Annotated in this window: 12 protein-coding genes; 9 read left to right on the top strand and 3 right to left on the bottom strand. The window is 40.8% G+C overall.

Annotated elements, in window-relative coordinates:
• Positions 1-7: 7 nt before the first annotated feature.
• Positions 8-2,161, bottom strand: a complete 2,154-nt coding sequence (gene fadB, locus B9T30_RS07180) for a fatty acid oxidation complex subunit alpha FadB (protein WP_086184371.1) — start codon at positions 2,159-2,161, stop codon at positions 8-10.
• A gap of 501 nt (positions 2,162-2,662) precedes the next feature.
• Here fadB and B9T30_RS07175 point away from each other — a divergent pair.
• The 4 genes from B9T30_RS07175 (at position 2,663) to pgsA (ending at position 6,809) form a co-directional block, all read left to right on the top strand.
• On the top strand, positions 2,663-3,076 hold the full coding sequence (locus B9T30_RS07175) for a PH domain-containing protein (RefSeq protein WP_086184370.1): 414 nt from the start codon (positions 2,663-2,665) through the stop codon (positions 3,074-3,076).
• Positions 3,077-3,408: 332 nt separating this feature from the next.
• On the top strand, positions 3,409-5,214 hold the full coding sequence (uvrC, locus tag B9T30_RS07170) for an excinuclease ABC subunit UvrC (protein ID WP_086184369.1): 1,806 nt from the start codon (positions 3,409-3,411) through the stop codon (positions 5,212-5,214).
• Between the two features lie 104 nt (positions 5,215-5,318).
• Positions 5,319-6,113, top strand: a complete 795-nt coding sequence (locus B9T30_RS07165; protein ID WP_086184368.1) for a thioesterase family protein — start codon at positions 5,319-5,321, stop codon at positions 6,111-6,113.
• 108 nt (positions 6,114-6,221) lie between these two features.
• A complete protein-coding gene (gene pgsA, locus B9T30_RS07160; RefSeq protein WP_004650677.1) occupies positions 6,222-6,809 on the top strand; it encodes a CDP-diacylglycerol--glycerol-3-phosphate 3-phosphatidyltransferase in 588 nt (195 codons plus the stop codon).
• Between the two features lie 502 nt (positions 6,810-7,311).
• Here pgsA and B9T30_RS07155 read toward each other — a convergent pair.
• Both B9T30_RS07155 and argH read right to left on the bottom strand, forming a co-directional pair.
• Positions 7,312-7,584 carry an oxidative damage protection protein gene (locus B9T30_RS07155; protein ID WP_004650676.1) on the bottom strand — a complete coding sequence of 91 codons (273 nt, stop codon included), beginning with the start codon at positions 7,582-7,584 and terminating at the stop codon, positions 7,312-7,314.
• A 13-nt stretch (positions 7,585-7,597) separates the two neighbouring features.
• Positions 7,598-9,028: an argininosuccinate lyase gene (gene argH / locus B9T30_RS07150; protein WP_086184367.1), complete on the bottom strand. Its 1,431-nt coding sequence runs from the start codon at positions 9,026-9,028 to the stop codon at positions 7,598-7,600.
• On the opposite strand from argH, the gene B9T30_RS07145 reads away from it, so the two are divergent.
• The 5 genes from B9T30_RS07145 to B9T30_RS07125 all read left to right on the top strand — a co-directional run bounded on the left by B9T30_RS07145 (position 9,019) and on the right by B9T30_RS07125 (position 13,603).
• Positions 9,019-10,173 carry a sensor histidine kinase gene (locus tag B9T30_RS07145; protein WP_086184366.1) on the top strand — a complete coding sequence of 385 codons (1,155 nt, stop codon included), beginning with the start codon at positions 9,019-9,021 and terminating at the stop codon, positions 10,171-10,173. The genes argH and B9T30_RS07145 overlap by 10 nt on opposite strands.
• A gap of 53 nt (positions 10,174-10,226) precedes the next feature.
• Entirely contained in the window at positions 10,227-10,967 is a 741-nt protein-coding gene (locus tag B9T30_RS07140) for a LytR/AlgR family response regulator transcription factor (RefSeq protein WP_086165252.1), read from the top strand.
• A 107-nt stretch (positions 10,968-11,074) separates the two neighbouring features.
• Positions 11,075-11,992, top strand: coding sequence for a hydroxymethylbilane synthase (gene hemC / locus B9T30_RS07135; protein WP_086184365.1), 918 nt, complete (start codon positions 11,075-11,077; stop codon positions 11,990-11,992).
• 1 nt (position 11,993) lies between these two features.
• Positions 11,994-12,773 (top strand): uroporphyrinogen-III synthase, encoded by a 780-nt coding sequence (locus B9T30_RS07130; protein WP_086184364.1) that lies wholly within the window; start codon positions 11,994-11,996, stop codon positions 12,771-12,773.
• On the top strand, positions 12,770-13,603 hold the full coding sequence (locus B9T30_RS07125) for a hypothetical protein (RefSeq protein WP_086184363.1): 834 nt from the start codon (positions 12,770-12,772) through the stop codon (positions 13,601-13,603). Before B9T30_RS07130 ends, B9T30_RS07125 begins: the two co-directional genes overlap by 4 nt.

The following is a 13,603-nucleotide window of genomic DNA, read 5'->3' as shown; positions in this document are numbered from 1 at the left end:
TTGCTCCTTAACCGTAGAATTTTTTGTTGTTAGCAGCCATGTCACGCAACATTTGTGGCGCTTCATAAGCTTTACCTAAGTGTGCATATTTGTCGCAAAGTGCTACGTATTCAGCTACACCCGTTTGGTCGATGTAACGGCATGGACCACCACGGAATGGAGGGAAACCTACACCCATGATCATTGCCATATCCGCTTCAGAAGCAGTCGCTACAATGTTGTCTTCTAAGCAACGAACAGTTTCGTTACAGAAAGTCAGCATCATACGATCAATGATTTCTTGTGCATCAAACTCGTGTTTTTCAGTAGTCGCCATAGATGCAACAAGCTCATAAGCTGTTGGATCAACTTTTTTGGCTTTCTTGCCTTTACGATCAAGTTCGTACTTGTAGAAACCAACGTCATTCTTTTGACCAAGACGTTTGTTTTCGTACATGATTTCAATCGCGCCTTTGTAGTCAGGCTTCATGCGGTCAGGGAAACCTTCCGCCATGACTTCAGCACCATGAACACCTGTATCAATACCGACAACGTCAATAAGATAAGCAGGACCCATTGGCCAGCCGAATTTTTCCATGACTTTGTCGACTTGTTGGAAGTCAGCACCATCTTTAAGAAGAAGGTCAAATGCACCGAAGTAAGGGAACAATACACGGTTTACAAGGAAGCCTGGGCAGTCGTTGACTACGATTGGTGTTTTACCCATTTTCTGAGCAAGAACAACAGTCGTCGCAATCGCTTCATCAGACGTTTTCTCACCACGGATCACTTCAACCAAAGGCATCATGTGAACTGGGTTAAAGAAGTGCATACCGACAAAGTTTTCAGGACGTTGTAGGCTTTCTGCCAAACGTGTGATTGAAATGGTCGACGTATTTGATGCAATGATGGTGTTTTCACGCACTGATTTTTCAGTGTCCGCAAGCACAGCCGCTTTGATTTTCGGATTTTCAGTTACCGCTTCAATCACGATATCCACTTCTTTAAACTCATCTAAGCTTAAAGTTGGACGAATGCGTGCAAGGGTTTCACCCATTTTTGCAGCAGTCATTTTTTTGCGTTCAACTTGTTTGGTCAACAATTTGTTCGCTTCAGACATACCTAGTGCAAGTTGTGGATTACCAATATCTTTCATGATGATTGGTGTGCCTTTGCTTGCCGCTTGGTAAGCAATACCGCCACCCATAATACCCGCGCCCAATACCGCAGCTTGGTTGACAGGATGCGCACCTTTTTCATGTTTTTTCGAGGTTTTTTTCACAATTTGGTCATTGATGAATAAACCAATCAATGCGCCTGCTTGTGGTGTTACCGCAGCTTTAGCGAAACCTTCAGCTTCAATTTTTAAGGCTTCGTTACGTGGAAGGCTTGCACCTGCTTGTAAAGAATCCAATAATAATTTTGGTGCCGGGTATTGAGCTGGGTTTGCTTTTGCAAGCACCATACCTTTAGAAGAGTTAAACGCCATCATTTGTTCGATTGGGCTTAACTTCACAGGATCAAGTTTTTCTTGGCGTTTTGCTTTCCAGTCTACGCGACCAGCAAGCGCTTGTTTAACCAAGTCAATAGCAGCGTCTTTAAGTTTGTCAGCAGCAACAACCGCATCAACCGCACCATCTTTTAGTGCTGCAGCAGGTTTTTTAGGATTAGCCATCGCCATCCATTCAACTGCATTGTCAATACCAATGACACGGCTTAAACGAACCGTACCACCGAAACCAGGGTAGATCCCGAGTTTGATTTCAGGCAGACCGACTTGAGCGGCATCAGACATGACACGGTAGTCACAGACTAAGCACATCTCAAAACCGCCACCCAATGCCATACCATTGATTGCAGCAACTTTAGGAAGCTCTAAATCTTCAAAAGCATTGAAGATGTCGTGAACAGGCATTGCCCATTCCACAATTGCTTTTTCGCCCTGAGCAAAGTTCTCACCAAATTCAGTGATGTCTGCACCAACGATAAATGTTGATTTACCGCTTGTCACGATTAAACCTTTAACGTCGCTATTGGCTTTTACAGCCTCAATAGCGGCTTTAAAATCTTCAATGGTTGCACGGTTAAATTTGTTGACCGACTCACCTTGTAAGTCAAAGCGGAATTCTGCAATTCCGTCCGAAAGCATTTGGACGGTAATGGCATTGCCAGCGTGGATCATGCCTGATCTCCTTTATTTTGGAGGACTTCTTAAGTTGATGTTTTGAAGTATGTACGCAGTTTTCACGTACATTAAACTTCGCTAATCTTACGATAACTATATCTAAAAAGAACATAACAAGTTGTATCAAGCCGTGACGCAAGGGTCATCAATTTTTTTTCAATAATCCCATATGTTTAACAGTTCATTTTTAGATATATTTTATTGCAATGTTATAAAACTTTTGTTTCAGTTCACATTTTTTACTTTTTAAGCCTGTTATATATTGGGTGATTGAGTTTAATTTCAAGCTGTTTTTATCTTGGTTTTTAGTCAAAAAAGTCAATTGCCTTTTTGAAAGAGCATGGCGTGATGCATGTTTCGCTGTAGGATCAAGCTTGGTGTACGTGCATTTTCCAGATTACAATTTAAAGAAAAAATTTAAATCCATAAAATAAATAGGTCTTTTATGTTTCATCGACTTTGCTTTGTGTAAGATATAAGCCTAACCAAGGAAGCCCTATGCAAAAGTTTCGTTCAAAAATAGATTGGTGGATTTTAGCTTTTTTTATTGCGATGTCTGGTCTGTTGCTACAGCTAGTGTTGACCATGTATGCAAAGGGGACGCTCAGTCAAAACCTATTATTTGCGGTGGTCTATGCGTTAACGATTGTGTTGATTTGGTGGCCTGTGCTGAATACCCGATATGTGATTGATAAAGACACATTGGTCATTACCTGTTTATTTTTTAAATGGAAAATTCCGCTATCCAATATTCAAAAAGTGACAAAAACAGATTTTTCCATTTCATCGCCAGCGTTGTCTTTAGATCGTTTACGGATTGATTATTTAAAAGATGGGCAAACAAAATTTATTTTGCTTTCACCGCGAAATAAAGAGGCCTTTTGCCAAGCACTCAATATCACACTGCAATAGTTTTTGCAGCGCAATTTTTAGCGTTGAGTTGGATGTGTTGAATGGAATGAACGGTGCATTATGTGTTGATTGGCAAGTTCAATCTCAAAAAGTGCATGATAAAAAAGGTTCAGTCATGCTCTTTTAAGTGGATGCAATCCACATTGCATATTGGTTTTTATTCAGCAGGTCATTGATGGGTCAAATGTCGTGTAGCAAAATATAGATCATCATTTTGATAAAGTTAAATATTTTTATTTCCCTTCAGTAAAACTAGATTTACCGATTTAAAGCTTGAAAAAGCCTGTAAAAGCATCACATCATGTCATGTCTATTTAGATTATAGGTTTGTCGTGAACGAAAACGCACGTGACAATATTGAAAAGATTTTAGCCCATATGACGACCTTGCCCGGTGTTTATCGCATGCTCGGTAAAGATGGTGAATTGCTGTATGTCGGCAAAGCAAAAAATCTGAAAAACCGCGTGTCGAGCTACTTTGTAAAAACCATCGAGCATCCCAAAACACAGGCGTTGGTGGCCCGTATTTATGACATTGAAACGCTGATTGTTCGTTCCGAAACTGAAGCCTTATTGCTTGAACAAAATCTAATTAAGCTGCATCGACCACCGTACAATATTATGTTGCGCGATGATAAATCCTACGTTTATATTTTTATTTCCAGTGACAAGCCATATCCAAGAATTGCCAGTGGGCGGGGGAAGGGCAAACATCAGCAAGGTAAATTTTTTGGCCCGTACCCAAGTGCATACAATGCCCGTGATACCTTGTTGGTTTTACAAAAACTCTTTAACGTGCGCCAATGTGAAAACAGCTATTTTTCCCAGCGTAAACGTCCATGTTTGCAGTATCAAATTAAACGCTGTACCGCGCCGTGCGTGGGTTTGATTTCGCCTGAAGATTATCAGCAAGATGTTCAAAATTCGATACGATTTTTACAGGGTGATACTAAAGAACTCAATCAAGAGTTGATTGCCAAAATGGAAGCTGCTGCTGAAGCTTTGGAGTTTGAAAAAGCAGTATTTTACCGTGATCGTATGGCATTGCTACGTGATGTGCAGTCACAACAAGCGATTTATACAGTCAAAGGGGAAGCCGATATTCTGGCGATTGCCTATCATGCAGGGGTGACCTGTGTGCAGATTATGTATGTCCGCAATGGCAAAATGCTCGGTGGGAAAAGCTATTTCCCTGATATGTTGGGCGATGATTTAGGACAAATGTTATCGGATTTTATGGCGAACTTTTATTTTCAAGTGGCAGATGAAGTTCCCAATGAGTTGATTGTTAATACCGAATTGCCAAACAGCAAAGAATTAGAGCAAGCACTACAACAGGCATTTGATAAAAAGGTGCAGATTAAGCACAAGGTACGAGAAACCCGTGCTGAGTGGCTTGAGCTGGCAAATATGAATGTTCAGCATGCGATTAAAGGGCAACTGGCCAACCATTTTGAATTGAATGAGCGTTTTCATCAGCTTGAGCAAGTGGTGGGGCGACCGATTGATCGGATAGAATGTTTTGATATTTCACATACCATGGGCGAAGCCACCATTGCCTCTTGTGTGGTATTTGATACTGGCGGTGCGCGAAAACGTGATTATCGTCAATTTTCCATCGAAGATATTACTGGCGGTGATGACTATGCTGCCATGCGCCAAGCCCTGACGCGTCGTTATAAAAAAGCCATGTTGCCCGATTTACTTTTGATTGATGGTGGTAAAGGTCAATTGCACATGGCCATGCAAGTGATGCAAGAACTTGGATTAGATGCATTTATGGTGGGGGTATCTAAAGGTGAAGGGCGCAAACCGGGGTTGGAAACGCTGCATTTCACCGATGGCACAAAAATTCAATTAGCAGAAGACCATAAAGCACTGCATTTGATTCAACAGGTGCGTGATGAAGCCCATCGTTTTGCCATTACCAAACATCGTGCCAAACGCGATAAAAAACGCGGTGGCTCGGTTTTAGAAGCCATTCCAGGATTAGGGCCAAAACGTCGCCGTGATTTATTGACTCATTTTGGTGGCATTCAAGGCGTGCTGAAAGCTTCAGAAAAAGAGCTCATGCTGGTATCTGGACTGGGGGAAGTCATGGCGAGAACCATTTATAAAATTCTGCATGAAGCCATTTAGGGCCGATTAGCAAAAATGCTCACTGACGCATGAGTCATTGATCATTCACAACACTACAAAATCAGTGAAAGATAGCGTAAAGCAAAAACGATAAAGGACAAAGCATGTCATTGCGCCAATTATTCACAGAAATTGAACAAGATGAGTGGGTCAATATCCCGCAAGGTTGGTTACAAGGACGCACTATTTATGGTGGTTTAGTGGCAGGGATGATGATGCAAAAGGCTTTGGTGACCATCGCTGATCCAGCAAAACGCTTACTCAGTACCAGTGTCACCTTTGTTGGTCCAGTACAAGAACGTAAGGCACGACTCACGGCTGAAATTTTAAGACAAGGCAAGTCAGTCACCACCATTGAAGTGCGTTTATGGCAAGATGATGCGGTACAAAGTATTTTAATTGCCAGTTTTGGTACACAGCGTGAATCAAGCATTCAAGTAAAACAAGAGCGAACAGCGCCTATCTATCCAGAGCCACAAAGCCTCGCTAAACTTCCTCAGCAGGCCGCGATGCCACAGTGTTATCAACAATTTGATGTGTGCTGGGCAGAAGGCAATTATCCTTGTACTGCCAGTGCGAAACCTGATTTTGGTGGCTGGTTCCGTTTTAATCCAGCGCAGCATGAAAATGATCACTTGACGGTTGCAGAACTGATGACCTTACTGGATATCTGGCCACCGGGGGTATTGCCGATGTTTCAAACACTGGCACCTGCCAGTTCCCTGACATGGCATGTGACTTATGTTCATCCAGTACAGCACCAATTATACGATTGGTTTAAATATAAAGTATTTACTGACTATGCGGCAGAAGGTTATTCCACCGAATATGCACATCTGTGGGATGCGGAAAATAGATTGATTGCAATTTCTAGGCAGACAGTTACCGTGTTTGCCTAGTGACACTGTATAGCAATTCGTATAAAGTGAGTCTGAATTAACGATGAATCAATTCTCAGAATATGTGTGGTTTTTCATCGTACATAAAGGGGAACATTGGCGGTGTCTATGACTACAGGTCGAATCCTGAATATTCCAAATATCTTGACTTTGGCGCGTATAGCTTTAATACCCGTTTTTTTGTTGGTGGCTTATTGGCCACCAATAATCGGTGCTGCTGAGCAAGACAGTAACATGACTCGTCACATGATTTTAACGGCTATTTTTGTGGTTGCAGCTATAACAGATTGGTTCGACGGGTACTTGGCACGCTCACTCAATCAAACCTCTGCATTTGGTCGGTTTCTTGACCCTGTGGCAGATAAGCTTATGGTCGCAGCTGCACTGATTGTTTTGGTGCAATGGCAACCCAGTATTTCGATGGCATTTGCCGCGATTGTGATTATTTCACGTGAAATTACGGTTTCTGCTTTACGTGAATGGATGGCTGAACTGGGTGCACGTACCAGTGTTGCAGTATCGACTGTGGGTAAATATAAAACGGCTTTTCAGATGATTGCAATTTCAGTGTTCCTGTTAAATTGGCAACCGCTTGAAACTTTAGCTTATCTTTTACTCTATACCGCTGTGATTCTAACTTTGTGGTCAATGTTTATTTATTTAAAAGCCGCGTGGCCTTACCTTAAACAGCCTTAAGTTGCGCTTGAAGAATTTAGTCAAAACGCCTCTATGAAGGCGTTTTTTATTTCAATGGATTGGTTTTAAAAATCATCAAAAAAATCCGAGACAAAAAAAATTCTAGATTTTGGGGGAAATCTAGAATTGAAATCGAAAATACTTGTATTTTTATAAGATGTTTAACCATCTTCTTGGGATTGAGTATAAGGGAATGAGTTTCTAGAGTCATGTAGGTTATTGTGTTGTAATGTATCGTTTTATTTAGAAATGTAGTTTTGGTTTACAGTTATTTCTAAATGTTAAAAAATGACTGAAACATCGCCATGCTTTTCGGGTTCTAACCAGTGAACTGTTGCGCTTAAAAACGGAATTTCGTGCAAATAGAGAGCAAAAAAGCCCCATTTAAATGGAGCTTTTTATTCAAAGCGATATGAATATCGCTTTAAGTCTTAAATTGTAGACACTTTAAGAATCAAAGCCAGTGTAGCGTGCTAGTCTTACAGAAAAATAAGGCCATACCTTATTTTTCGGCAGTCCAACCTTCAGCTTTTTCCACAGACTCATCATTGCTAAAGAATTTTTCGCGTTGTTCTTCTAAAAACTTCTTCGCATCTGCTTCAAACACATTTAAACGTTTTTCATTGATTAACGTCGTTTGGTGCTTTAGCCATTCTTGCCAAGCTTGTTTAGATACAGTTTCAAAAAATTCTTGACCTTTTGCACCCGGAAAAGGTGCAAAGTCTAAGCCTTCCATTTCTGTTTGATATTTACGGCAAAAAACCTGTCGAGACATCTCTCATTCTTCCTTAAGCGTAAAGTTTTTCTAAGCGAGTATAAGCACGTGCAATCGCCGCTTCCACTTGAGCAGGTGCAGTCCCGCCAATGTGATTACGTGCATTGACAGAAGCTTCTAGCGTGAGGGCTTTTTCAAAGACATCTTCAGAAATTAAATCTGAGAATTGTTGTAATTGTTCAAGTGTAAGTTCAGATAAATCTTTAGACTCTTGAACACCCAGTGCGACCGCTTTACCGACAATTTCATGGGCATCACGAAATGCCACGCCATTCTTAACCAAATAATCGGCCAGATCGGTTGCGGTCGAGAAACCACGCAGTGCAGCTTCACGCATAATTTCAATGTTGGGTACAAGCGCAGGAATCATGTCTGCAAATGCCATTAGTGAACCACGAACAGTATCAATCGCATCAAACAAGGGTTCTTTATCTTCTTGGTTGTCTTTGTTATACGCCAAAGGCTGACCTTTCATCAGGGTTAAAAGACTCATTAAGTCGCCATAGACGCGACCTGTTTTACCTCGAATGAGTTCTGGAACATCTGGGTTTTTCTTCTGCGGCATAATGGAAGAGCCTGTGCAGAAACGGTCAGGAATATTGACAAATTTGAACTGTGCAGAAGTCCAAAGAATCATTTCTTCCGACATACGCGACAAGTGCATCATGATAAGCGATGCAGCCGCATTGAATTCAATGCCAAAGTCACGATCAGAAACCGCATCCAGCGAGTTTTCACACACGGCTTCAAAACCTAACAGTTCCGCAGTGTATTCACGTTCAATCGGATAGGTTGTGCCTGCAAGCGCAGCAGAACCTAAAGGTAAGCGATTGACACGTTTACGACAGTCAATCAAACGCTCAGAATCACGCACTAACATTTCAAACCATGCCATTAAGTGATGACCAAAAGTCACAGGCTGTGCTGTTTGTAAATGGGTGAAGCCCGGCATAATGGTTTGGGTATTTTTAGCTGCTAAGCCCAAAATTCCTTTTTGTAATTTTTCCAGTAATGTTAAAATCGCATCAATTTCGTCACGCACGTATAAACGAATATCTGTTGCGACTTGGTCGTTACGGCTACGACCGGTATGTAATTTCTTACCTGTGATCCCAATACGTTGAGTCAAACGCGACTCAATGTTCATGTGTACATCTTCTAGATCAATGCGCCATTCAAAGTTACCTGCTTCAATGTCTGCTTGAATTGCAGTTAAGCCGGTGATGATGTCGTCACGTTCTTGCTCAGTCAGTACGCCCACTTTTGCGAGCATGGTTGCATGTGCAATAGAACCTGCAATATCTTGTTTATAAAAGCGTTGGTCAAATTGTACAGATGCTGTAAATTCAGCAACAAAAGCGTCAGTAGCTTCAGAGAAACGACCGCCCCACATACCCGAAGTTTGGGTTTGTGACGGATTTGAGGAATTAGAAGATGTGGTCATGTCGGCTCAATAAGATAAAAAGCATTAGAACTAAGAACAGTATAACAAATTCAGGTTCACTTGCCGAAGGACAAGATGACCAAACTTTTGCTCATACAAAGGGAAATAAGACATATGCCTATTTTTTTACGAAAATCGGGCGTTGGCAACATTTAATCGAATTATTTATTGCCAGTAATATTTTGGCGATGATTTTAGCTTTAGCAGAAGCGCAATCATGGGGTGCTTTAAGTGTAGACCGATTGCTGCAATATATGTTGTTTATCAATTGGATTTTACTGTGTTTTGTCGCATTGATTGAACGATTTCAGCAAAAATTTCAGCATTTAAGTTTTGCACAAGCGTTATGTACTGGCTTTATTCTGTTGCAAGTTATTTTGTTGCTGACCACTGTTGCACTCAATGGCTTGATTTATTTCGGACAAAATTTTCACTTGCATCATTTAACAGCAGATATTTTATTTGATGGTGTGATGTTACATTTGGGCTATGGGGTGCTGATTGGGACATTTTGTTTTCGCTATTTGTATTTGCGCGAGCAATGGGCACGACAACAAAATAGTGAACTCAATGCACGTGTTCAAGCCATGCAAGCCCGTATCCATCCACATTTTCTGTTTAACAGTTTGAATAGTGTGATTAGTTTAATTAGCATCGACCCCGATAAAGCGGAGCAAATGTTATTGAATTTATCACGGTTATTTCGTGCAAGTTTTCAAGAGCTTAAACTGGTCAGATTAAGAGATGAGATTGAACTGTGTCAGCGTTATTTAGCCATTGAACAGATTCGATTAGGTGATCGATTGCAAGTAGAATGGAAATATGATGAGGAAGTTCTCTTTTCTCATATACAAATTCCGTTATTAACTTTACAACCTTTAGTTGAAAATAGTATTTTTCATGGAGTTGAAAAATTCTTAACAAAGAGTACGATAAGTATATTGGTCGAAATATTGCAAAATCAAGTCAATATAGTCATTACTAACCCTTACACACAGGATAAAATAACATTACGACAAGGAAATGGAATTGCAGTTGATAATGTAAAACAGCGTTTACAAGCTTATTATGGACGCGGTGTGGTCTTTCAGACCTATGCAGGGAAGGGGATATTTACCACAGTTGTGCAATATCGATATAAATAAGAAATCATAGTTAACCTATAAAAAAAATGATGTTGACTGGGAAAGGAGGAGAAATGGACATCCTAATTTGTGATGATGAACCTCTCGCAGTAGAGCGCTTATCACGTTTAGTCACTCAACTAGGGCATCAAGTCGTTGCAACAGCCACACATGGTCAGCAGGCGCTTGATCTGGCTCAATTTCACGAGCCAGATGTCGTACTTTTAGATATTCAAATGCCTGAAATGGATGGCTTGAGTTGTGCACAGTATTTGCGTCAGCTTGATTTTATGCCCGCCATTATCTTTTGTACTGCTTATGACGAACATGCTTTAGATGCATTTAAGTCACATGCAGAGGGCTACTTATTAAAACCCGTGATGCAGCAGGAATTGCAACAGGTTTTAGATCATTTAACAAAACTGACTCAAGCACAAATGAGCACGTTAAAACAAAAAGAAGATATGGACGAATTAAACATAAAACGCCATCAAATCGTGGCGAAAACCTACCGAGGTGTAGAGTTAGTACCTGTGGAAAATATTTATTATTTTTTAGCAGATCAAAAATATGTCACGGTACGGCATAAGAATGGCAATTTACTGATTGATGAAACCTTAAAAGACTTAGAAAATGAATTTGGCGATCAATTTATTCGTATTCATCGAAATGCCTTGGTTTCAGTACAGTTTTTGGATGGACTCGAAGTGATTAGTTCAGGACAGTATCAAGTTCGTTGTCGTGAACTGGAGGAGCGTTTGGCCGTGAGCAGGCGTCATTTGCCGCATTTAAGAGAGCGAATACAGAAAATGTAAAGCTGATGTTCATGATTTTGCTGACAACAAGTGCGCAAATTTACTTGCATTTTTAAGTCAGCACGTTAAGTTTAGAACAACGCATTTATTGACTGTTTCTAAAATTTATGAAAATTTTGAAGATTGCAACTCGACAAAGCCCGCTTGCATTATGGCAAGCCGAACATATTCGTGCCCGTTTAGAGGCAATGCATGCTGATCTTAAAGTTGAGTTGGTGACCTTCGTGACGCAAGGTGACAAAATCTTAGATACGCCTTTGGCCAAAATTGGTGGCAAAGGTTTATTTGTGAAAGAGTTAGAAGAAGCATTGCTTGATGGTCGTGCTGACTTAGCTGTTCATTCTATGAAAGATGTGCCTATGGCATTGCCTGAAGGATTAACGCTTGCTGTGATCTGTGAACGAGAAGATCCGTTGGATGCTTTTGTTTCAAATACATATCACAGTTTTGCTGAATTACCGCATGGGGCAAAAGTCGGTACTTCAAGTCTGCGTCGTAAATGCCAGATTTTAAAACAGCGCCCAGATCTTGAAATTGTTGACTTGCGCGGTAATGTGGGTACGCGTTTATCTAAATTAGATGCAGGTTTGTATGATGCCATTATTTTGGCCAGTGCGGGTTTAAAGCGCCTCGGTTTGGCAGATCGTATTCGTCATACCTTACAAGTTGAGATTAGTTTACCTGCCGTCGGACAAGGTGCATTGGGCTTGGAATGTCGTGCTGCGGATCAAGCGGTACTGGATCTTATTTTGCCGCTGTTACATGATGAGACCGATATTTGCGTCCGTGCAGAACGTGCTTTCAATGCGTATTTGGAAGGCGGTTGCCAAGTGCCCATTGCAGGTTATGCCGCTTTAAGTCAAGGTCAACTCCACATTGAAGGTCGTGTCGGTAGTGTTGATGGTGCAACTTTATTGAAAGTTGCACTTAAGGGCACTCCTGAGCAAGCTGAACAGTTGGGTGAAACGCTGGCTCAAAAGTTACTTGAACAAGGCGCAGGCGATTTGCTTAAAGCGTTCTATTAAGATGTTGTTTATTAATACACGTCCCCAAGATCGTGCTGAAAATTTGAGTCATGCATTACGCATGGCTCAAATTGAAGTGTTGGATTTACCTTTATTGGAATTGGTGGCCCAGCCTTGGTCAGACAGCCTATCAGATCTTTATCAACGATTGCCTGCTACTCAGGTGATTGTTGTGGTCAGCCCAACAGCGGTTGAAATTGGGATGGCTTATTTAAGCAAAGCTTCTTTATCACTTGAGGCTATTCAGCATATCCAGTGGATTGCCGTTGGGGACAAGACAGCGCAAGCTTTAGCTAAATATGGGATTACGGCAGAAGTTCCTTTGGTGGAAACATCAGAGGGAATGTTACAGCTGCCCATTTTACAAACCTTGAGTGCGGGGACGGGTATTGCTTTTTGGCGTGGTGAAGGCGGTCGTCTGTTTATGATGGATCATTTGAAACAGCAAGGCATAAATATTCTCAATTTTGTGTTATATCAGCGTCGTTGCCCTATATTGACCCAACAGAATTTCCCTCATTTATTGGCTAAATTGGCACAAGAAAAACAATATTATATGGTGGTGAGTAGTGAAGCGAGCTGGATCAATTGGATTGATCTAGTGCAAGCTAAAGATGAGATTATTGCCAAAGGGCATTACTTGGTTTTGGGGCAGCGCTTGTATCAAGTTGTTTCAGATTATAAAAAAAATCATCAAGCATGTTTTAATGTCACGCGATTATCTGATTTAAAAACAGATTCAATTTTGCAGCAGATTGCAGTTGTGCAAGGGAACACATGAAGAAAATTTTCATTTTATTACTCGTTTTAGGTCTGCTCTGGATTTTAAAATTAAGTTATGACGTATTTGAAATTACTGCACAACAGACAGAACTCAGCAATAGTCTGCACCGTATTGAACAAAGCAATGCAAATTTAAATGACCAGCTCGTGGCTTTACAACGTCATGTCAATGTTAAAGATGCGTCGGTCAGTCCAAATCAACCTGATGTAACAACAATACAACCTTCAAGCATAGATCCGATTTTTGTTGTGAAGCAGCAACTGGATTTAATTGAATTTATGTTGCAACAGCAAAAATTTAATGATGCCTTAGATAAACTCATGCAGCTCGATCGTAATCTAGAGCAATATGCTTTGGCACCGTCATTGAAGCAAAGTTTGCATCAGGTGATTCAGAAAGATCAACAGGTGATTCAGCAATTTGTGAGTGCTCGAGTTGCTCAGCAAGAAAAACTCGATGTGGTTATGCGTCAGCTTGATCAAGCATTAACACAAGAAATCAAGACGCCACAATTAAATGCAAGCCAACCACAAAATAAATATTTTTGGCAGCGTTGGATTGTGATTGAACCTGCGAAGCAACCCGCCGTGGCTTTAATGCAAAGACCTTTAATCTTAAAAGAAGTGCAATTGCGATTATTAATTGCACAGCAGGCTTTGCAACAAGGTCAGTATCTAGAATACCAAAAATCGCTGCTACAAATGATTGAACTACTGAATCAGCTACCCGATCAGAAGTCACGACAACTGATTCAAAATATCCAAAAAATAAAAGGATTTACGGTTATTCCTACGCCAATTTTAAATACGCGTGCATTATTGGGGTAA

Origin of the sequence: Acinetobacter sp. ANC 4973 (assembly GCF_002135275.1) — a bacterium.
Classification (GTDB): domain Bacteria; phylum Pseudomonadota; class Gammaproteobacteria; order Pseudomonadales; family Moraxellaceae; genus Acinetobacter; species Acinetobacter kyonggiensis.
This window is presented reverse-complemented; position numbering and strand designations above follow the sequence as displayed.

Excerpts from the sequence above, each read along its gene's own strand:
- hemC (WP_086184365.1), top strand. The coding sequence starts at position 11,075 with ATGAAAATTTTGAAGATTGCAACTCGACAAAGCCCGCTTGCATTATGG.
- pgsA (WP_004650677.1), top strand. The coding sequence starts at position 6,222 with ATGACTACAGGTCGAATCCTGAATATTCCAAATATCTTGACTTTGGCG.
- B9T30_RS07175 (WP_086184370.1), top strand. The coding sequence starts at position 2,663 with ATGCAAAAGTTTCGTTCAAAAATAGATTGGTGGATTTTAGCTTTTTTT.
- B9T30_RS07155 (WP_004650676.1), bottom strand. The coding sequence starts at position 7,584 with ATGTCTCGACAGGTTTTTTGCCGTAAATATCAAACAGAAATGGAAGGC.
- B9T30_RS07130 (WP_086184364.1), top strand. The coding sequence starts at position 11,994 with ATGTTGTTTATTAATACACGTCCCCAAGATCGTGCTGAAAATTTGAGT.
- B9T30_RS07125 (WP_086184363.1), top strand. The coding sequence starts at position 12,770 with ATGAAGAAAATTTTCATTTTATTACTCGTTTTAGGTCTGCTCTGGATT.
- fadB (WP_086184371.1), bottom strand. The coding sequence starts at position 2,161 with ATGATCCACGCTGGCAATGCCATTACCGTCCAAATGCTTTCGGACGGA.
- B9T30_RS07165 (WP_086184368.1), top strand. The coding sequence starts at position 5,319 with ATGTCATTGCGCCAATTATTCACAGAAATTGAACAAGATGAGTGGGTC.
- B9T30_RS07140 (WP_086165252.1), top strand. The coding sequence starts at position 10,227 with ATGGACATCCTAATTTGTGATGATGAACCTCTCGCAGTAGAGCGCTTA.
- B9T30_RS07145 (WP_086184366.1), top strand. The coding sequence starts at position 9,019 with ATGTGGTCATGTCGGCTCAATAAGATAAAAAGCATTAGAACTAAGAAC.
- argH (WP_086184367.1), bottom strand. The coding sequence starts at position 9,028 with ATGACCACATCTTCTAATTCCTCAAATCCGTCACAAACCCAAACTTCG.